The sequence below is a fragment of the Inquilinus sp. KBS0705 genome (assembly GCA_005938025.2).
In the GTDB taxonomy this organism is placed as follows: domain Bacteria; phylum Bacteroidota; class Bacteroidia; order Sphingobacteriales; family Sphingobacteriaceae; genus Mucilaginibacter.
The window spans coordinates 300554-320468 of sequence record VCCI02000004.1; the positions used below are offsets into that span (position 1 = coordinate 300554).

At 44.6% G+C, this 19915-nt stretch carries 21 protein-coding genes; 10 read left to right on the top strand and 11 right to left on the bottom strand.

What is annotated here, in order from left to right:
- Together FFF34_018020 and FFF34_018025 are read right to left on the bottom strand one after the other, a co-directional pair.
- Nucleotides 1-858 (bottom strand): DUF58 domain-containing protein, encoded by an 858-nt coding sequence (locus FFF34_018020; protein TSD63488.1) that lies wholly within the window; start codon nt 856-858, stop codon nt 1-3.
- A 72-nt stretch (nt 859-930) separates the two neighbouring features.
- The gene (locus FFF34_018025; protein TSD63489.1) at nt 931-1926 is read right to left on the bottom strand and encodes a MoxR family ATPase; all 996 of its coding nucleotides are present in this window, start codon (nt 1924-1926) and stop codon (nt 931-933) included.
- Between the two features lie 320 nt (nt 1927-2246).
- On the opposite strand from FFF34_018025, the gene FFF34_018030 reads away from it, so the two are divergent.
- Genes FFF34_018030 through FFF34_018045 form a run of 4 tightly spaced genes read left to right on the top strand, consistent with a single transcriptional unit; the run spans nt 2247 to nt 6573 of the window.
- Nucleotides 2247-2873, top strand: a complete 627-nt coding sequence (locus FFF34_018030; protein TSD63490.1) for a DUF4159 domain-containing protein — start codon at nt 2247-2249, stop codon at nt 2871-2873.
- Nucleotides 2874-2912: 39 nt separating this feature from the next.
- A complete protein-coding gene (locus FFF34_018035) occupies nt 2913-3542 on the top strand; it encodes an RDD family protein (protein ID TSD63491.1) in 630 nt (209 codons plus the stop codon).
- Nucleotides 3543-3596: 54 nt separating this feature from the next.
- On the top strand, nt 3597-5231 hold the full coding sequence (locus tag FFF34_018040; protein TSD63492.1) for a TldD/PmbA family protein: 1635 nt from the start codon (nt 3597-3599) through the stop codon (nt 5229-5231).
- Nucleotides 5232-5235: 4 nt separating this feature from the next.
- The gene (locus FFF34_018045) at nt 5236-6573 is read left to right on the top strand and encodes a TldD/PmbA family protein (protein ID TSD63493.1); all 1338 of its coding nucleotides are present in this window, start codon (nt 5236-5238) and stop codon (nt 6571-6573) included.
- Nucleotides 6574-6637: 64 nt separating this feature from the next.
- On the opposite strand, the gene FFF34_018050 is transcribed toward FFF34_018045, so the two are convergent.
- The 4 genes from FFF34_018050 to FFF34_018065 are packed head-to-tail and all read right to left on the bottom strand — an operon-like array spanning nt 6638 to nt 9632.
- A complete protein-coding gene (locus tag FFF34_018050; GenBank protein ID TSD63494.1) occupies nt 6638-7282 on the bottom strand; it encodes an RDD family protein in 645 nt (214 codons plus the stop codon).
- Between the two features lie 43 nt (nt 7283-7325).
- The gene (locus FFF34_018055; GenBank protein TSD63495.1) at nt 7326-8300 is read right to left on the bottom strand and encodes a hypothetical protein; all 975 of its coding nucleotides are present in this window, start codon (nt 8298-8300) and stop codon (nt 7326-7328) included.
- A 2-nt stretch (nt 8301-8302) separates the two neighbouring features.
- The gene (locus FFF34_018060; GenBank protein ID TSD63496.1) at nt 8303-8902 is read right to left on the bottom strand and encodes a PspC domain-containing protein; all 600 of its coding nucleotides are present in this window, start codon (nt 8900-8902) and stop codon (nt 8303-8305) included.
- 25 nt (nt 8903-8927) lie between these two features.
- Nucleotides 8928-9632, bottom strand: a complete 705-nt coding sequence (locus FFF34_018065; GenBank protein ID TSD63497.1) for an SDR family oxidoreductase — start codon at nt 9630-9632, stop codon at nt 8928-8930.
- Nucleotides 9633-9722: 90 nt separating this feature from the next.
- Here FFF34_018065 and FFF34_018070 point away from each other — a divergent pair, with 90 nt between their 5' ends.
- The 5 genes from FFF34_018070 (at nt 9723) to FFF34_018090 (ending at nt 14408) form a co-directional block, all read left to right on the top strand.
- Nucleotides 9723-10454, top strand: a complete 732-nt coding sequence (locus FFF34_018070) for an ABC transporter permease (protein ID TSD63498.1) — start codon at nt 9723-9725, stop codon at nt 10452-10454.
- Complete coding sequence (locus FFF34_018075; GenBank protein ID TSD63499.1) at nt 10451-11203, top strand: ATP-binding cassette domain-containing protein; 753 nt, start codon at nt 10451-10453, stop codon at nt 11201-11203. Before FFF34_018070 ends, FFF34_018075 begins: the two co-directional genes overlap by 4 nt.
- Before the next feature lie 98 nt (nt 11204-11301).
- The gene (locus FFF34_018080) at nt 11302-12189 is read left to right on the top strand and encodes an oxidoreductase (GenBank protein TSD63500.1); all 888 of its coding nucleotides are present in this window, start codon (nt 11302-11304) and stop codon (nt 12187-12189) included.
- Nucleotides 12190-12294: 105 nt separating this feature from the next.
- On the top strand, nt 12295-13359 hold the full coding sequence (locus FFF34_018085) for a hypothetical protein (GenBank protein ID TSD63501.1): 1065 nt from the start codon (nt 12295-12297) through the stop codon (nt 13357-13359).
- Nucleotides 13360-13445: 86 nt separating this feature from the next.
- Entirely contained in the window at nt 13446-14408 is a 963-nt protein-coding gene (locus FFF34_018090; protein ID TSD63502.1) for a Gfo/Idh/MocA family oxidoreductase, read from the top strand.
- Nucleotides 14409-14709: 301 nt separating this feature from the next.
- On the opposite strand, the gene lepB is transcribed toward FFF34_018090, so the two are convergent.
- Genes lepB through FFF34_018115 form a run of 5 tightly spaced genes read right to left on the bottom strand, consistent with a single transcriptional unit; the run spans nt 14710 to nt 19056 of the window.
- Nucleotides 14710-15840 carry a signal peptidase I gene (gene lepB / locus FFF34_018095; GenBank protein TSD63503.1) on the bottom strand — a complete coding sequence of 377 codons (1131 nt, stop codon included), beginning with the start codon at nt 15838-15840 and terminating at the stop codon, nt 14710-14712.
- Between the two features lie 20 nt (nt 15841-15860).
- Entirely contained in the window at nt 15861-16607 is a 747-nt protein-coding gene (gene dapB, locus FFF34_018100) for a 4-hydroxy-tetrahydrodipicolinate reductase (protein TSD63504.1), read from the bottom strand.
- Between the two features lie 26 nt (nt 16608-16633).
- Nucleotides 16634-17326 carry a hypothetical protein gene (locus tag FFF34_018105; GenBank protein TSD63505.1) on the bottom strand — a complete coding sequence of 231 codons (693 nt, stop codon included), beginning with the start codon at nt 17324-17326 and terminating at the stop codon, nt 16634-16636.
- Between the two features lie 2 nt (nt 17327-17328).
- Nucleotides 17329-18249: a ParB/RepB/Spo0J family partition protein gene (locus FFF34_018110; protein TSD63506.1), complete on the bottom strand. Its 921-nt coding sequence runs from the start codon at nt 18247-18249 to the stop codon at nt 17329-17331.
- A 3-nt stretch (nt 18250-18252) separates the two neighbouring features.
- The gene (locus tag FFF34_018115; protein TSD63507.1) at nt 18253-19056 is read right to left on the bottom strand and encodes a ParA family protein; all 804 of its coding nucleotides are present in this window, start codon (nt 19054-19056) and stop codon (nt 18253-18255) included.
- A gap of 311 nt (nt 19057-19367) precedes the next feature.
- On the opposite strand from FFF34_018115, the gene FFF34_018120 reads away from it, so the two are divergent.
- Complete coding sequence (locus FFF34_018120) at nt 19368-19889, top strand: NAD(P)H-dependent oxidoreductase (protein TSD63508.1); 522 nt, start codon at nt 19368-19370, stop codon at nt 19887-19889.
- Nucleotides 19890-19915 lie beyond the last annotated feature (26 nt).

Sequence of the window (19915 nt, forward strand, 5' to 3'; positions counted from 1 at the left end):
CTAATTAAACCCTTTCTTCCTTTGCACTAAAAAGCTTCTAAGGGCTTCATCCAGCGGTTCGGCAGTACTTATCATGCGATAAGCTATGCGTTTGCCTAACAATGTACTTTTAATAGTTGCCAAATGCTCCTGTAACTTTTCGGTATAGGTATCTTTAGCACGCTGGGTATTTACTTGTATGGTTTCACCGCTCTCCAGGTCTTCAAGTGTGGTAAAGCCCTTAAAGTCAAAATCCAGTTCGTTTTGCCCCATTAAATGAAACACGATGATCTCGTGTTTTAAAGCCGACAAAGAATTGAGCAAGGCATTTATCTCTCCATCGGCCTGGTACATATCCGTTATAAAAACCAATAGCTCTTTACGCCCCGTACCGGCAAACAATTCTTTATAATGCACCGGTTTAGTAAACGCGCCGGCAGGGTCTACCTGTTGCAGATGATAAAACAGGCGCTGCAAATGCTGTGGGTCGGGTTTGGATGGGGTAGTAAAAAGCTCGCCATCTTTAAATATGTTCAATGCTACCGAGTCGCCCTGCAAATTGGCCAGGTAGGCCAGCGATGCCGCCAAAAAGCGGGCATAATCTATCTTCTTTACCCCATTATCATCGTGGTTCATAGATGCGCTGGCATCTACCAAAAACCGCACGGATATGCTGGTCTCTATCTCCGACTCGCGGATATAATACCTGTCGCTGCGGGCAAACATGCGCCAATCCAGCCAGCGCAGGTCGTCGCCGGGCTGGTAGCTGCGGTACTGGCTAAATTCCAGGCCGGGGCCCTTTACGGTGCTTTTGTTAAAGCCATTCATAAAGCCATCAATAACCGTTTTCGCCAGCAATGGCAAATCCTTAATGGTCATTAATACTTTGGGGTCAAGCACGATAGATCTTAGATTTTAGATGTACGATTTTAGATTTGTCCTGCCGCCAGCTTAAAGTGAGCCTTTGCGCGCTGTTACCTTTATCAGTTCGGCGGTTACTTTATCAGCATCAATGCCCTCGGCTTCGGCTTTAAAATTCATTAGTATGCGGTGCCTTAATACAGCAGGGGCCATAGCATGTATATCTTCCATTAAAACGGTGTACCTGCCTTTAAGCAAAGCCCTTGCTTTGGCGGTTAAAATTAATGCCTGCCCTGCGCGTGGACCGGCACCCCAACGCACCCATTCTTTTACATAGTTAATAGTTGTCGTATCCGGGCGGGTAGCGCGTATCATACTGCTTACGTAGCGGGTAAGGTCCTCGTTAATACTTACCTGCCTTACCAATGCCTGGGCCTGTATAATTTCTTCGGCTGTTATAACCGCCTGTACATCGGCTTTTGCCGAGCCTGTGGTTCGGTTTAATATCGCAAACTCTTCCTGCTCGCTGGGGTAGCCAATTTTTATCAGCAGTAAAAACCTGTCCAGCTGCGCCTCGGGTAAGGGATAGGTACCGGCCTGCTCAATCGGGTTTTGCGTAGCTAATATAAAAAACGGCTTATCCAAGGAATAAGTTTGGCCGCCATAAGTTACCTCAAACTCCTGCATGGCTTCCAGTAATGCCGATTGCGTTTTGGGAGGCGTACGGTTTATCTCGTCGGCCAGTATAATATTGGCAAACAAAGGGCCTTTGTTGAATTTGAAGAAACGTTTGCCGGTGGCATGGTCTTCTTCCAATATCTCGGTGCCAATAATATCCGTTGGCATCAGGTCGGGTGTAAACTGTATACGACGAAACGCCAGGTGCAAAGCCTGCGACATGGTTTTAACAATGAGTGTTTTTGCCAAGCCCGGCACCCCTTCCAGCAGGCAGTGCCCTCCGGCTAAAAAGGCTACCAGCAGTTCGTCAAGTATAGCATCCTGCCCAACAATTACCTTTTGTATCTCGGTTTTTAGCCGGGGCAGTTTGGCAAGCAGGTCTTTTATGTTCTCTTCGGTAAGTTCCAATGTAATATTCGTTTATTTATTTGCAGCTTTAATCTACTCACCCCCTGCCCCCCTCTCTTCGCTACGCGCAAAGAGGAGGTTCTTTTTCTTGCCCTCTTTCCGCAAAGCGGAGAGAGGGTCGCCCAGCGAAGCGTCGGCGGGGTGAGTCTACCCGCCGGTAATACACTGCGTAAAATCCACTCACAAGATATTACCCTTTTAACTAAATACCATGCTTTTTTATCAAAAACTCAATAAAGTATCTAAAACTTTACAACTTGTTCAGTTTAATTCATCAGCCAGGCAAAAATTTTATCCTAATTTTAGAGTTTTGTAAGCAGATGGCATACGGTGCAAAATTTACTTTTACAAGGTTAAGCTACCACAGCGGCGATTGGGACACCGATCAGCGGATGCCATCCAACATCCTTAATTCGTTGCTGGAATATACCACTATACCCATCGACCCGCACGAAAAGGTAATACCGCTAAGCAGTGATGATATTTTTACAGCGCCATTCCTTTATTTAAGCGGCCACAAGCTTGTGCAATTTGATACCAAGGAAAAAGCCAACTTTAAAAAGTATGTGCAAAACGGCGGTTTTGTTTTTGTTGACGATTGCAACCACGATATCGACGGGCTTTTTGCCAAATCATTCGAGGCGCAAATGGCTGCCTTGTTTGGGCCTAACGCTTTAAAAAAGATACCTAATAACCACGCTATCTATCACTCGTTTTTTAAATTTGATAAGGGCCCGCCTACTACTACCTTTGAGCTTAACGGCTGGGGCGACGACCTGGTGCACGATTATTTAAAGGCGATTGAAATAAACGGCCGCATTGGCGTGTTGTATAGCAGTAAAGATTACGGCTGCGAATGGGATTACGATTTCAGGAACAAGCGCTTTTTAGCTGAAGACAATACTAAATTCGGGGTAAATATTATTGTATACGCCATGAACTCGTGATGGGTGTATGCGCTATATTTACCGCGTAAGTTTATATAAATGGAAAACGAATACTACATCCAAAAAAACGGCGAACACACAGGCCCCTTTAGCTTACACGAGCTGATACAAATGGACCTGCGGGTTGATACGCTGATATTGTCGCCGGAGTATGACGGATGGCAAAAAGCAGCAGACCTGCCCGAACTATTCGAATACTTTGAGGCCAATGGTGTATACTTCCCTACAGATGATAACCTCGCTAGTTTTTGGTGGCGCTTTATGGCTTACATAGTCGATTCTTTATTGCTGTCTTACCCGCTATCGTTTATAAGGCCCCCGGGTGTAAAAGAAGCTTACGACCGTATGCTAACCAGCACAACCACCACTGCCGATATGCTGCTACTGCTAAAATTTAACCTGATAAGCTTTGTGATACTGGCTATTTACCATGCTGTTTGCGAAGCTTCGGCATTGCAGGGAAGCCTGGGTAAAAAACTGTTCAAATTAATAGTTGTAAATGCAGACGGGCAACGGCTAAGCATTGGCCGCGCGTTTTTACGCAACATTGGTAAATTTATATCGGGCTCGGTTTTACTAATTGGCTATCTGGCTGTGCTTTGGGACTCGCATAAACAGGCCTGGCACGACCAATGGGCCAAAACCTACATTATTATTCGCAACCGGTAAATTGTTTTTAAACATGCCTGTATATCGTTATATTAGGCAAATAATCATACTGCATTGAAAAGAAAAGATTTCCTTTACCTAACCGGCATGGGCATCAGCGCTTCCATGCTCAGCAGGTTTACTGCTGCAGGATCGCCGGTTATGCACGGCACCGCCTTGCGCGATGTTGATGTAGCCATTAAAAAGCGCATGGCCGATGTTGCCCTTAACGCTGCACGCTCAAAAGGTGCCACCTATACTGATGCGCGCCTTGGCCGCTACCTAAACCAGTTTGTGGTAACACGCGATAAAAACATCGAGAACATTGTGGATACCGAATCGTACGGGATGGGTATACGCGTTATTGCCAACGGCTGTTGGGGCTTTGCCGCTACCGACAAGCTGGATAACGACAGCATTGCACGCGCTGCCGAAACCGCCGTTGCCATAGCTAAAGAAAACGCCCGCCTGCAACTGGAGCCTGTACAACTGGCCCCGCAAAAAGGTTATGGCGAAGTAAGCTGGAAAACCCCCATCGAAAAGAATGCCTTTGAGGTGCCGATGAAGGACAAAACCGACCTGCTGCTGTCTGTTAACGATGCTGCCTTTAAAAACGGCGCCAACTATGTTAACTCGGTGCTGTTTTTGGTGAACGAGCAAAAATACTTTGCCTCAACCGATGGCTCGTACATCGATCAGGATATTCATCGCATTTGGCCGGTATTCGGCGTTACCAAAATAGACGAGAAAAGCGGCAAGTTTGAAACCCGCAGCTCGTTAAGCGCGCCGCGCGGCATGGGCTACGAATACCTGATGCCCCGCGAAAGTGATAAAATTAAAAGCCAGACCACCCTTTACCGCGACCGGTACGATATGCTGGAAGATGCCGGTGCAGCCGCTTTGCAGGCCGCCGAAAAACTAAAAGCAAAAAGCGTTGAACCTGGCAAATACGACCTGGTGCTCGACCCAAGCCACTTGTGGTTAACCATTCACGAATCGGTAGGCCACCCATCAGAACTTGACCGCGTGCTGGGTTACGAGGCTAACTTTGCCGGCACCAGTTTTTTAACGCTGGATAAGTGGAAATCGGGCAATTTTAAATTTGGCAGCAGCCACGTAAATATTGTAGCCGATAAGCTGCAACCAGGCTCGCTTGGGGCAGTAGGTTACGATGACGAAGGCGTAGGTACCAAACAATGGGATATTATTAAAGAGGGTGTACTGGTTAACTACCAGGCCATCCGCGATCAGGCGCATATTATCGGCCTTAAAGAGTCGCAGGGCTGCTGCTACTCGCAAAGCTGGCAGGATGTCCAGTTTCAGCGCATGCCAAACATATCGCTGCAACCGGGTAAAGAAACCATGAGCCCTGCTGATATGATTAAAAATGTAGAAAAAGGCATTTACATTATAGGCGATAGCTCTTTCTCGATCGATCAGCAACGCTACAACTTCCAGTTTAGCGGACAAATGTATTACGAGATAAAGAATGGTAAAATAGTGGGCATGCTAAATGATGTAGCTTACCAGGCCAATACCCAGGAATTCTGGAACTCGTGCACGGCCGTTTGCGATAAAAATGATTACCGCCTGGGCGGATCGTTCTTTGACGGCAAGGGCCAGCCAATGCAGGCAAGCGCGGTATCGCATGGTTCATCAACAGCCCGTTTTAACGGGGTTAACGTAATTAACACAGCAAGAAAAATTTAAAGATATGGCTATTTTAACTGAAGATGAATGCCGCGCAATAATGAAAAAAGCGCTCAGCTATTCAAAAGCCGACGAGTGTGAAATAAACCTTAGCGGGTCCGACTCGGCCAATATACGTTATGCACGCAATGCCGTATCAACCAGTGGTGCTATAAGCAGTACCAGCATGGCCATTTCATCGGCATTTGGCAAAAAGCTGGGCATTGTTACGCTTAACGATTATACCGACGAAGCAATTTCAAGCGCGGTAAAGCGCTCGGAAGAATTAGCTAAACTGGCACCTGAAAACCCGGAATACATGCCATTTTTAGGCCCGCAAACCTATAGCGCGCCAACCAAAACATTTGTATCCGAAACGGCTGCCTTAACACCGGCGCAACGCACCAGCATGGTTGAGCAAAGCCTTAACGTATCAAAAGAAAATAAGCTTACCGCTGCCGGCTTTTTACAAAACAGCTCGGGCTTTAGCGCCTTAATGAACTGTAAGGGGTTATTTGCCTATAATACCTCTACTGATATTAATTTTTCGGCAACACTACGCACGGCCGATAGCCAGGGATCGGGCTATGTTACCAAAGATTATAATGATGTAAGCAAGTTAGATACCCTTGCGTTAACCAAAATAGCAGCCAAAAAGTCTGCAGGGTCTACCAATGCCAAAGCATTGGAGCCGGGTAAGTATACCGTTATACTGGAACCAGCGGCGGGTATTGTATTGTTAGAACAATTATACGGCAGTCTTGACGCACGCAGCGCCGACGAGGGTCGCAGCTTTTTAAGCAAACCCGGCGGTAAAACCCGCCTGGGCGAAAAAATGGTTGATGAAAGAATAAACATCTATTCAGACCCATCGCACCCGGAGTTGCCAACCAGCGTTTGGAGCGGCGATGGCCAGCCACAGGTAAAAAGGAGCTGGATAGAAAAAGGTGTGGTGAAGAATTTAAACTACTCGCGTTTTTGGGCTCAAAAGAAGGGCGTACAGCCAATTCCATACCCGAGCGGTATAATTATGGATGGCGGCACACAAAGCCTGGAGGAACTGATAAAAGGCACCGAAAAAGGCATATTAGTTACCCGCCTGTGGTACATACGACCGGTTGACCCGCAAACTCTACTATTTACCGGCCTAACCCGCGATGGTACTTTTTATATTGAGAACGGGCAGATCAAATTCCCGATAAAAAACTTTAGGTTTAACGAGAGCCCTGTAATCATGCTAAACAACCTGGATGCTTTAGGTAAGACCGAGCGCACAGTGAGCGGCGAAAGCGGCCAAAGTGCCTTAATACCGCCTATGCGTATCAGGGACTTTACCTTTAGCTCGTTATCTGACGCGATATAATCAGTTAACGGTTTGCAGCAGGCGGTTTGCAAATACTGCTTATTGCAAACCGCCTGCTGCAAACTTAATATCCGTCCAGCCTATCTTTAATTACCACAGTGTTGGCCATCATATCGTGCAGGCATTGTTGCTTTTTGGTGAAAAAGGCCATTAAATAACCTATAAAAAGCGGTAGTAGCGATAGCAGTTTGGCTACATTGCGGCCAAGCGCATTACCCCAGGTTATCCTTTCGGCATATATATCGCATACTTTTATTTTAAGCAATTGCTTGCCATAAGTACCTTGCTGCGGGCCGCTTTCCATTACTACGTTGTAAATGAGCCGGGCTATGGGTATCAACACCAATATACTTGCACTGATGATGAGCCGTATTGTTTTATCCTCAATAACATATACGGCTGTAAACCCAACAATTATAAACCCTGCCGATACTATCAGCCAATCTATAACGGTTGCCAGCAGGCGCTGGTCAAAACTGCCAAAATATTGCAGTGGCTGGGGCTGCTTTCTAAAGCCAAAAAGTTGCCGTAGTTCGGCAACTTCATGGGCTTCTTTATAATCGTCCATTTCGGGGGTCTTAACAAAATCCCCTGGTTTTATCTTTCTTTCTTTTAACTCAGCAATAGTAAACGGGCCTTCAGGCTTGCCGTTTATTACCAGTATGTATTGGCTATTGGGTTGGGTTATACTATTACCGGAAGGTTGCATAATTATCAAAGCTAAACATTACGCTAAACCTTCCGGCTAAAAATTAATATTTCTGTACTTTAAAGTCAGACAAGCCGCCCTTCATGTGAATTTCGATCTTGTTTTTTGCGGCATCAAAACCAGGGGTTTGGTAGCTGTTATCATCCTTTTTATCAAAACCATCAAAAGTACTTGATGATAAACCCGAATCGGAAGTGATACGGCACGCTGCATTAGCAGGCACCTTTATTAACACTTCAGATACGCCTGTTTTAACTTCAACAACGGTTGATGCTATTGGCTGCCCTAATTTAACATGGAAGGATGCAGCACCACCATTGATGGTCAAATTTCTGATCTTATACGGCGACAGGTCAAAATCTAACTCTGTAGCGCCGGCATCAATGTTTACTTCCCACTCCGGCCTGGTATTTAGTTTTATATTGGCTGTATTGCCTTTTTTGTCACCAAAATCAAAATGGCCGCCGTTGTTCTTTTTCATGCGCAGGTTTAAAACCGGGGTTGTTCCGTCCATAGTTTTAGTATACTCATATTTGTTATAAAACTCCTTGGTGGTAGCATCAAACAAATTGCTTGTGGTATCCTGCAATTTATACACGGTACCGCCGCCGCTTACATTTAGCTTTGCAAAAGTAACCGCCGCATTAAAGGGCTCGGTAAAGGTGCTGTTGCCTTCTATTTTAACAATACCGCTGCCGCGTTGGGTAGTATCGCTGTCATCATCGTCGTCGTCATCGTTGTAATGAAAGTTGTAGTTGTCCCACGAGGACCAGTGGTTTTCTGTACGGGCAAATATCAACACGCCAAAACACAATACTACAACGCTTATTTTTACTATGGTTGCCCATACGGCTTTGTTATTGGCCAATACCAGGTTTACACCACCCATTATTAAAAACACCGGCCATAGATGCCATAGGTTGCTCCAGTGAAAATCAATCACGTTGTAATTATCTAATAAAAACAAGGTGCCTATTCCAACCAGGATAAGGCCTGGTACAATTTTTTCGTTTTTCATGACTATATAGTTGTAGGGTTATCGTTATTGTGCTCTTGTGTTTTATCTGCTTTCAGGCTATCGTCTACAGGTTCGGTTGTAGTGGTTGCTTTCCAGTCTTGTTCTTTCCATGGCTCTTTCTTTTGGCCGGTAAAAATAAGCGTTGCACCTACTGCAACTAATACTACAGGCCACAGTTTATCAAAATCCAGGTCGGGCAAAAAGTCGAACTGATCAAGCAGGAATATTGATCCTAATACGATAAGTACCACGCCGAAAACAATACCTGCACTTGATGATGATTTTTTTGGCGCAGTATACATAAATGGCTGGCCGGGTGCGTTTGGTGGCGGGATGGTATAATCTACACCGGGGGTATAACCAGGGGTATTAAAGTTTGGATTAAAACCGGGTTTGTTAAAGCCATTGCCCAGCAAAGTACTACGTTTTGGTAATACTATCCATAAAACTATATAAGGTACAAAGCCAACACCTTTAAGTATCATTGATAGTAAAAAAATTACCCGTACAATTGATACATCAATGCCAAAGTAATCGGCTAATCCTGCGCAAACGCCACCAATCATTTTGCGGTGTTCGTCTCTGTAAAGTTTCTTTTCCATTTTAGTATAGTTTAAATGTGTTTTTTTATACTTGGCCCGGTGCAGGTTTAATAATCATTTCGTCAACATTGGCACCGGCGCTCATATTATAAATGTTTACAATTGCCGATGCGATATCTTCGGGGAGCACCATTGTGTTTTTATCAACCTCAATGCCCTTCCACGAATCTGTTAATGTTGACCCCGGGATTATTGCTGTTACCTTAACATTGTGTCCCTGCATCTCGAGCCTCATTACCTTATTAAGACCTAAAAGTGCATATTTAGTTACACTATACATACCTGCCTCGGGTATAGGGTTTATAGCCGCAACAGAGCATATATTGAATATATGCCCTTCACCGACAGAAACCATACTTTTACCGAAGAAACGGTACAGTTCGTAGGCCGGCATAAGGTTAGTATCTATCTGTTTTTGGAAAGAATCTTCGCTATCGTTAAGTATAGAAACATGCTTGTACATACCCACATTATTCACAATAATACCGACGAAACCCAGCTTTTTCTCGGTGAATTCGGCAAAATTTATTACTTCGTCGCGCTTACTACAGTCGGCAATGGTGGCAGCAACCTCAATTTTGGGGTTAATGGCGCGCAGCTCTTGCTCAAATTCAAATAATTCTTTCTCATTGCGCGAACAAATTGCCAGGTTTATTCCTTGTTTAGCAAAAGCGATTGAAACAGCACGGCCAATGCCTTTGGTGGCGCCGGTAATAAGGGCGTTTTTCATATATTATGTTGTTATTAAAAGTAATTCAATTGTATCTGGCAGTAAAGCTTAAAATTAAAAATGTATTTTTAACCGAATTTAACACAAGTAATGTTTGATAGCTTAGGAAAATATATACTCTTACTGCGTTTAAGTTTTAAAAAGCCCGAAAAATTCAGTGTTTACTGGGCCGAAGTAATGCGCGAAATGGTATCCGTTGGTATTGGCTCGTTGGGTATTATCAGCATTATATCGTTATTTATTGGCGCGGCAACCACTATACAGGTAGCTTTTCAGTTATCAAGCCCATTGGTACCACGCAGTATTGCCGGCAGTATCTCGCGCGATTCAAACATCCTGGAATTTAGCCCCACCATATCGTCATTAGTATTAGCCGGCCGTATCGGCTCCAACTTTGCATCGCAAATTGGTACCATGCGTGTTACCGAGCAGATAGACGCGCTGGAAATAATGGGTGTTAATGCGCCGGGGTATCTGATATCGCCTAAGATAATAGCAAGTGTTACAATGGTGCCCATGCTGGTGGTTATATCTATCATGTTAGGCATCACAGGTGGTTATATTGCCTGCTTTGTAACCGGTGCTATATCACCTGCCGACTACATTATGGGTGTTAACGATGGCTTTGACGGACTTACCGTACGTGTGGCCTTAGTTAAGGCTACAGTATTCGGCTTTATCATCGCTTCTATATGCTCTTACCAGGGCTTTTATACATCAGGCGGTGCATTAGAGGTTGGCCAGTCGGCTACTTCGGGTGTGGTTTTTAGCTGCGTATGGATATTATTTGCTGACCTTATGATCACCAGTTTAATGTTATGATCGAAGCTAAAGATATTTATAAAACCTTTGGTGATAATGATGTGTTAAAAGGCATCACTGCTACTTTCCAAACAGGTAAAAATAACTTGATAATTGGTGGCTCGGGCTCAGGTAAAACTACCTTGCTTAAATGCATTGTGGGCCTGCACGAACCAACCAAAGGAGAAGTGTTTTTTGAGAATGAGAACTTTACAAAAATGGACTTTACCGAACGTGTGCCCATACGCACACAAATTGGTATGCTTTTTCAAAACTCGGCGCTATTCGATTCGATGACCGTAGAGGAAAATATCATGTTCCCGCTTAATCTTTTCACCCAGCAATCGCGAGCTGAAAAACTAGACCGCGCTAATTTTTGCCTGGAGAGGGTGAACCTTAAAGATAAAAACAAGCTTTACCCGGCCGAACTATCGGGTGGTATGAAAAAACGTGTAGGCATAGCCCGCGCTATATCCATGCAGCCAAAATACTTGTTTGTTGATGAACCCAACTCGGGCCTCGATCCAAAAACATCTATCCTGATAGATGAACTAATACATGAACTAACCACCGAGTATGAGATGACAACCGTTGTTGTTACCCACGATATGAATTCGGTAATGGGTATAGGCGACCATATCATATTTTTACACCAGGGGCAAAAATGGTGGGAAGGCACTAATAAAGAAATTGCTAAAACCGATAACAAAGAGCTTAACGACTTTGTATTTGCCAGCAAGTTTATGCAGGCAGCCAAGAGTAAACTTTAGTGATTAGTTGATTGGTGATTAGAGATTAGTAAAATCGTAATTCCTATATTTGTTGCCTTTATAACTAATCTCTTATTGCTAACCTCTTACCTCCACCCATGATCCAACTGCTTACCCCAACCCACTGGAAAGATTACGAGCTGATTGATTGCGGCGACTTTGAAAAACTGGAGAGGTTTGGTAATATTATACTTATACGCCCCGAGCCACAAGCCGTTTGGAGCAAAGCCCTGCCACAAGCTGAATGGCAAAAGCTGCACCATATTAAATTTAAAGGCCGCAGCGCTACCGCAGGCGATTGGGTTAAAAAGGACCAAAAAACACCCGACCGCTGGCATATCGAATACAAGAACAACGATGTTGCTATCAAATTCAGGTTAGGATTAACCTCGTTTAAGCATTTGGGCATCTTCCCGGAGCAAGCTGTAAACTGGGATTACATATCTGATAACATCAAAAGATTTAAAACACCTGCCCCTAAAGTGCTTAACCTGTTTGCTTATACAGGCGGTGCATCGTTAATTGCCAAGGCCGCCGGTGCCGATACCACACATGTAGACTCGATAAAACAAGTGGTAACCTGGGCCAACGAAAATCAGGAGTTATCGGGGCTAAAAGATATACGCTGGATGGTAGAGGACGCCCTTAAATTTGTAAAGCGCGAGGTAAAACGGGGCAAAACCTATAACGGTATCATTTTAGACCCGCCGGCCTATGGCAACGGCCCCAATGGCGAAAAATGGAAGCTGGAAGATAACATCAACGAAATGATGAACGATGTAATGCAACTACTCGACCCCGAGGAGCATTTTCTGATATTAAACACTTATTCACTGGGCTTTTCATCGGTTATTATCGAAAATTTGATCAAACAGGCCTATCCAAAAGTAGAGAATTTAGAGATAGGCGAACTATACCTGCAAGCTACCGCAGGGCCTAAGTTACCCCTTGGTGTGTTTGGAAAGTTTTATAAAAATAAAAGCTGATTATTGCCCCCTGTTTATATCTTTACAAGCATTATATTTAACCATATATATTAAAATTTACATAAACTGATAATACATCACACCCACGCCACACCACGCACTTCTATGAAATTTAAAAAAGCATTATTCCCGGTCCTTGTTATATTAATGGCAGTAGCGGTATTTACCGGTTGCAGCCAAAGCGGTAATAAAACCGCTGATAAAAAACCCGGCGACACCACTTCGACAGCAAAAGCTGAGGACGCGCCAGATACCTTAAGCGTAAAAAAATCAGACTACCCACCAACAGATAAAGCCCTGTACGACTCGTTACTAAAATTTAATGCGCATGGGGATACCACCGGCAGATGGCCTGTTAAAAACACCCCATACCCTTTAGGCGGGGCTATATTGCCTTACAAACGTGTGGTTGCATTTTATGGTAACCTATACTCTAAAAAGATGGGTATACTGGGCGAATTGCCGCCAAACGAAATGCTTGCCAAGCTAAAAAGCGAAGTCAAGCATTGGGAAAAAGCCGACCCTAAAACCCCGGTACAACCAGCCTTGCATTACATTGCTGTTGTTGCCCAGGGCGATGGTGGTAAAGATGGCAAATATCGTTACCGTATGCCGTTTAAACAGATAGACAGCGTATTGGTATTAGCCAAAAAAGCCCATGCCATTGTGTTTTTAGATGTACAGGTGGCCTTAAGTAACATACGTGCCGAATTGCCGCTTTTCGAGAAATACTTAGAGATGCCACAGGTACACTTCGGTATGGACCCTGAGTTTTCTATGAAGGATGGTACCAAACCAGGTAAAAAAATTGGCACTTACGATGCTGACGATATTAACTTTGTAAGTAACTACCTGGCTGGTATTGTTAAAAAGAATGGTTTGCCGCCAAAGATATTAGTGGTTCACCGCTTTACCAAGAAGATGGTAACCAACTACAAAAACATCAAACTACACCCAGAAGTACAGGTGGTAATGGATATGGATGGCTGGGGCGAACCCGACCTGAAGACCGGAACCTACCGCTACTTTATAAACCAGGAGCCGGTACAATTTACAGGCTTTAAGCTGTTTTATAAAAACGATATCAAAAAGGCACCACACCACATGCTAACACCCGAAGAAGTCTTATCACGCTATAAGCCTTACCCTATTTATATACAATACCAGTAATTTTAAGGTAAAAGCCTTAAGTTTAAAGTCTCAAGTCCCCTGCCAATTAGTTGGGGATTTGGGGCTTTTTTAATTCAATTATAACAATGATCAAATGGGGTATTATAGGTTGCGGGCGTATAGCGCATAGGTTTATGCAGGGTTTGCAAGCCTTGCCTGGTAACGTGCTTACAGCCTCGTGGTCGCGCAGGGCCGAGACGGTGGATGCTTTTACTGCCCAATATGGCGGCGCGGCCTGTAGCAGCGTTAACGAGCTGCTAAACAGCGATATTGACGCCGTATACATTGCCACCCTACCCGATAGCCACGCCGCGTACAGCATACAGGCCCTTAACGCCGGCAAGCATGTACTTTGCGAGAAACCCGCCACTATTAACCTGCTACAGTTAAACGAGGTACTGGCCGTAGCCAAAGCCAGCGGACTGCTTTTTATGGAGGGTATGAAACCACCCTTTTACCCCTTGTATACCAAACTGAAGGACTACCTACAACACGACCCTATTGGCCCTGTGGGTTACGTAAGGGCGGGATCCTCGGTAGCGGATATAAGCCGCGACCACCCCAACTTTAGCTACGAACTGGCCGGCGGCAGCCTGATGGGCATAGGCATATACGAGGCCTTTTTAGCTATAGACTGGTTGGGCGAGACCCTTGATGTGCAAACCATGGCCAGGTTTAGCGGCATGCCTATTGACATGTTCGCGGTGTTTCAAACCTTGCATACGGGTGGGTATGCGCAGCTTTATGCCGGGTTTGACCTGCATGGCAAGGGCGATGCTTTAATATGCGGCACACTGGGACATATTACCATACACAAAAACTGGTGGAACCCCGCCAAAGCCACTATTAGCTACTTAGATGGCCGTACCGTAGTGTTAGATGAGCCCTTTACCGCCGGGGGCCTCAACTACGAGATAGCCCATTTTTGCGATCTTATTAAAACGGGGCAGACGGAAAGCCCCATCATTACGCACCAACTATCTCGGCAGATGATAGGGATGATAGACGAGACCCGCAGGCAAATAGGGCTGAAATTTATTGGCGAGTAGCCTCATTCGTTCCCCTGTGTGATTTTTTGTTTTTTATTGCTTTATTTTTGAGACGCTGCTTAGCGGTTTTCCATTTTTTTGTTGTGCCCTGGTTTACTAATATAAAATTTAAAACCATATATCCTAACCATCATTTTGGTTTTTGAATTTGCCAGGGTATTGGCCGCCTAAAAAGTTAGTGACAAAACGGTGTCACGAAATGTTTTAATATTTATGTCGAAATTTGTAATGGAGGTACGGGTAAAACAAAAAGAGACGCGAAGTATCGCGTCTCTACATTATATCATAAATTCGAAATACCTTAATGGATGCCCCTGAATATACGGCTCCAGCGTATTTTGCCAAGGAAGGATGCGTTATCGTCCCAGCTCATCCAGATGAACAGGGCCTTGCCTACTATGTGGTCTTCGGGTACAAAGCCCCAGTAGCGCGAGTCGGCCGAGTCGTGGCGGTTATCGCCCATCATCCAGTAATAGTTCATTTTAAAGGTGTAGCTATCGGCTTTTTTGCCGTTTATCAGCACTTCGCCGTTCACTATCTGTAGCTTGTTGCCCTCGTAAACCTCAATGGCGCGGCCATAAACAGGCAGGGTTAGGCTATCCAGTTTTACCGTCCAGCCTTTTTTAGGGATAATGATAGGACCATAGTTATCTACGTTCCAGTCAAAATCCTTGTTTTTGGGGTCTAACTTATATTTTGGGTAAGCCGCCGGGAAAACCGGGTTAAACGGATCGGCAACACCGGGTGCTTTGGTATTAGGGGTGATAGATTTTACGTTAGAGTAGCCTTTTAAAGCTGCCGCGGCAGCCTTGGTCATCGTTGGCGATGCTACGTTGTCGTAGTTAGATACTTCAAGGTCCTGCAGTATTTGGGGGTTAACTTCCATGCCATTGGTAACAATGCTGTAATCGGTTTGCTCGCCGGGTGGGTTTGGCGCGGCTTTACCGTTGATATAGACTTGCGCGTTTATTAAACGCAGGGTATCACCGGGGGCACCCTGGCAGCGTTTTATATAATTTTCGCGTTTATCAACAGGGCGGTAAAAAGGCGAATCGGCTTCCATTGGGTAGTTAAACACTACTACATCGCCCTTTTTAACTTCGCTTAAACCGGGTAGGCGGTAGTAAGGCAGCTCCCATCCGTCCCAATATGCCTTGGTATTTATAAGCGGCATGGTATGGTGCGCAAACGGGAAGGCAATAGGTGTCATGGGGGTGCGGGCACCGTAGTTTACCTTGCTTACAAACAAAAAGTCGCCTACTAAAAGCGAGCGTTCCATTGATGGTGTAGGTATGGTATAAGCTTCGATAAATAAGGTGCGTATAAGCGTAGCGGCAATAACAGCAAAAATAATGGCATCGGCCCACTCGCGGCCCGCGCTTTTCTTTTTGCTTTTGTCTTTATCCTTCTTGGTCCAGAATTTCCAGTTCATTAGTTATTTAATATTATGTATTACTTATTAAAATCAAACATATCTTCAACAGAATAAAAGCCTTTTCTATCCTTTATCCATTCGGCAGCCAGTACCGCGCCCAAGGCAAAACCATTACGGTTATGCGCAGTGTGCTTAAACTCGATGGTATCTACCTCGCTGTCGTATATCACGGTATGGGTGCCGGGCACGCTATCAATACGGTGCGATTCTATCAACAACTGGTTGGCGGCCAGGTTGTCATCTGCCACGGCATCGCCGCTTAAAACGTTTACCCAATCTTTTTTACTATCCAGGTTATCAATAATGCCCTCGGCAATGGTAATAGCCGTACCGCTTGGCGAATCGAGCTTTTGGGTATGATGAATTTCTTCTACCTGTACATCGTAATAAGGGTAGTTGTTCATCAGTTTGGCCAATATACGGTTTACATGAAAAAATATGTTTACCCCAACACTAAAGTTGGTAGCGTATATAAACGAGCTTTTGCCGTATTCGCATTGTTCTTTTATCTGCGCCAGCTCGTGGTGCCAGCCGGTAGTGCCCACCACTACAGGTACGCCTGCCTTAAAGCAGCTTTCAATGTTACCCAAAACGGTTGATGGGGTGCTAAATTCAATGGCTACATCGGCCTTTTGCAGGTTTTCGGTAGTCAGCTCCTCCAGGTTGCTGTAATCTATCTTTAAAACAATTTCGTGTTTGCGGTCGTGGGCTATCTTTTCGATGATCTTACCCATTTTGCCGTACCCTAATAATGCGATCTTCATTAAAATATTATAAGCTACGCGGTTAATTAAAGTGTAAAGGTAATTTTTATAGCCGGAATAAATGCACTGCTAAAATTTGCAGCATACATGGGCTGGCCTATAAGGCCGGGAGTAACTTTAAACGACAGGTTATCATCAACAGTATACGCATTAATAAACTTGGCATCAATGTAGGCATCAATGGCTTGTATGCCCCAAAAGCCAATTACACCCAGCATACCTAAAGTGCGGTTGCGCAGGTACCCGTCTGATGCATCGGCAAGGGCCTGGTAACCCACTCCGTTATATTTTTCGTATTCGGCCTTATACTTTATATAATCGTTATAATACAAGCCACCTTTTACCGGCACATTCCCTGTTTTAACAATGCGGGCCAGGGCCAAAAATTCTTTATAGTACTGTTGGTTATACACAATAACCCAGGCCAACGAGCCAAGGCCGGCATAAACAAGCGGCACTTTCCAATATTTGCGGTTATAAACCTGCCCCCAGCCGGGTATCATTAACGACCGCTTTACGGCAAGGCTGGGTATATGCGTACTATCGGGGTGGTATTGCTTTTCCTTTTTTGCAGGCGGGGCAAATGTTTTGGGCATGGTAACCGGCGCGGGGTTAACCTTTTTGGTAATAACCGTATCTTTTTTTAAGCTATCGGGTGTTTGCGCCAGGGTAATGGCAGCAAAACTTAATAAAAATACGGTTAAAAAGGCTTTAAGCATGTTTACCAATCCAGCATTTCCAGTATACGGCCCAGATCATCTTCTGATAGGAACGGAATTTCTATTGATCCATTGCCTTGCGCGCCAACTTTAAGCTTTACCCTGGTGCTAAATTTTGATTGCAGGTCGTCCTGAATTTTTTGCAGCTGAAAAGACAGCGTTTCGGGCTGTTTGCCTTCCTTTTTTTGTGGGGCACGCTGTATATCTCTAACCAGTTCCTCTACCTTACGTACAGACAGGCCCTGCTTAACTATTTGCTGATGGATGTATAGCTGCGTAGCGGGGTCGTCAACGGCCAATAGCGCCTTGGCATGGCCCATGCTAATTTCGCCATCGCGCAGGGATACCTGTATAGTTGGCGGCAATTTTAACAACCTTAAGTAGTTGGTAACGGTCGATCTGTTTTTGCTTACGCGATCGCCCAGTTCTTCCTGTTTAAGACTTAGCTCCTCAATCATCCGCTGAAAGCTTAGGGCTACCTCAATAGCGTTCAGATCTTCGCGCTGTATGTTCTCTATAAGGGCCATTTCCAGCATTTGCTGGTCGTTGGCGCTGCGCACATAAGCCGGTATTTGCGTAAGTCCGGCCAGTTTTGAGGCACGCAGCCTGCGTTCGCCCGATATTAACTGGTACGAGTGGGCGTTTACGCGCCTTACTGTAATAGGCTGTATAAGGCCCTGCAGTTTAATAGAGGCCGATAGATCGGCCAATGCCTGCTCATCAAATTCGGTACGCGGCTGAAAAGGGTTTACCTCTATCTCGCTTATCTGTATCTCGTTTACCGATCCTAAGCTATCCAACTCCGATACCTGGCTGGCCTTAGTACTGGTATTACTGTATTTATTAGGGTTTACGCTGGCCGAATCATTTAACAAGGCGCTTAACCCTTTGCCGAGTGCGTTTCTTTTTTCTGTACTCATAATAGGTTAAACTGTTTCGGTAGTGGCCAAAGCTTCATCTTTAACCAGGCCGTTTTTGCGTACAATTTCGCGGGCCAGGTTAAGGTAATTTACCGCGCCCTTGCAATTGGCATCGTGCATAATTACCGATACGCCAAAGCTTGGCGCTTCGCTTAAGCGGGTGTTGCGTTGTATAATGGTATCAAACACCATGTCTTCAAAATGCGTGCGCACCTCGTCAACCACCTGGTTAGATAGTCTTAGCCTTACATCGTACATGGTTAACAATATCCCCTCAATTTGCAGGGCGGTATTTAAACGCGATTGTACAATTTTAATAGTGTTTAACAATTTGCCCAATCCCTCTAACGCAAAATACTCGCATTGTACGGGTATGATAACCGAGTCGGCAGCGGTAAGGGCGTTTATGGTAATTAAACCCAACGATGGCGAGCAATCTATTATAATAAAATCGTACTCATCGCGTATGCTTTCTAAAACGGCTTTCATTTTATACTCGCGGTTGGGCAGGTTTATCATTTCTATCTCGGCCCCTACCAGGTCAATATGCGCGGGTAGCAGGTCAAGGTTTGGGGTATCTGTTTTCTGGATAGCATCATGGGGGTTAATATCGTTGATGATACACTCGTATATGCTATTTTTTATGTTGCGCGGGTCGAAACCAATGCCCGAAGTTGAGTTGGCCTGCGGGTCGGCATCTACCAGTAAAGTTCTGTATTCCAATACGGCTAAGCTTGCAGCCAGGTTAATTGATGATGTAGTTTTTCCGACGCCACCCTTTTGATTGGCTAAAGCAATAATTTTACTCATTCTATATCTCCAAAAATTTTTATCTGCGGTTTATTGTAACGAAAAACCAAAGCATTAATTTTTATGTTTGTAGTGTTTTTCTGTCCGCCGCTAAAGATACGGATTTTAATAATTCCGAAATCCACAGTAAACGGCAACTTACAAACAAAATATTGAAGGATTGAGGGATTGAATTAGCGAATTATTGATTTAATGAATTATTGATTTGTTTTGATATACATTTCAAAAGTTTAGTTTAATAAAAAACTCAATAATTCAATCCTTCTATAATTAATTCAATAACTCCATCATTCAATAATTCAATAATTAACATGGTCACTATCATAGCATCTACTAACCGCCCCGGCAGTTCCACCTTAAAAGTGGCCCAGTATTATCAAAACCGGATGGCGCAAAAAGGCCAGCAAAGTACGCTGCTATCTTTAGCCGGGCTCCCTCCCAACCTGATACAAACCGACCTGTACGGCAAACGCAGCCCCGAATTTGAAAAGATACAGGAGCTGATAACCGCTACCCAAAAGTTTATATTTATAATACCCGAGTACAATGGCAGTTTCCCGGGGGTGCTGAAGGTTTTTATTGACGCTTGCAGCTTCCCCGAAAGCTTTTACGATAAAAAAGCCGCGCTGGTGGGTATATCATCGGGCAAATACGGCAACATCCGCGGCATAGACCACTTTACCGGGGTTTGCCACTACTTACACCTTAATGTAATGGCGCTAAAAATACACATCCCCAACATACGTAAAGAGGTAGATGTAGCCGGTGCCCTAACCGCCGAAGATACCCTGCGATACACTGATGAACAGATAGATAAGTTCATAAAGTTTTAGGTTATCCCCTATTCAATAATATTTAT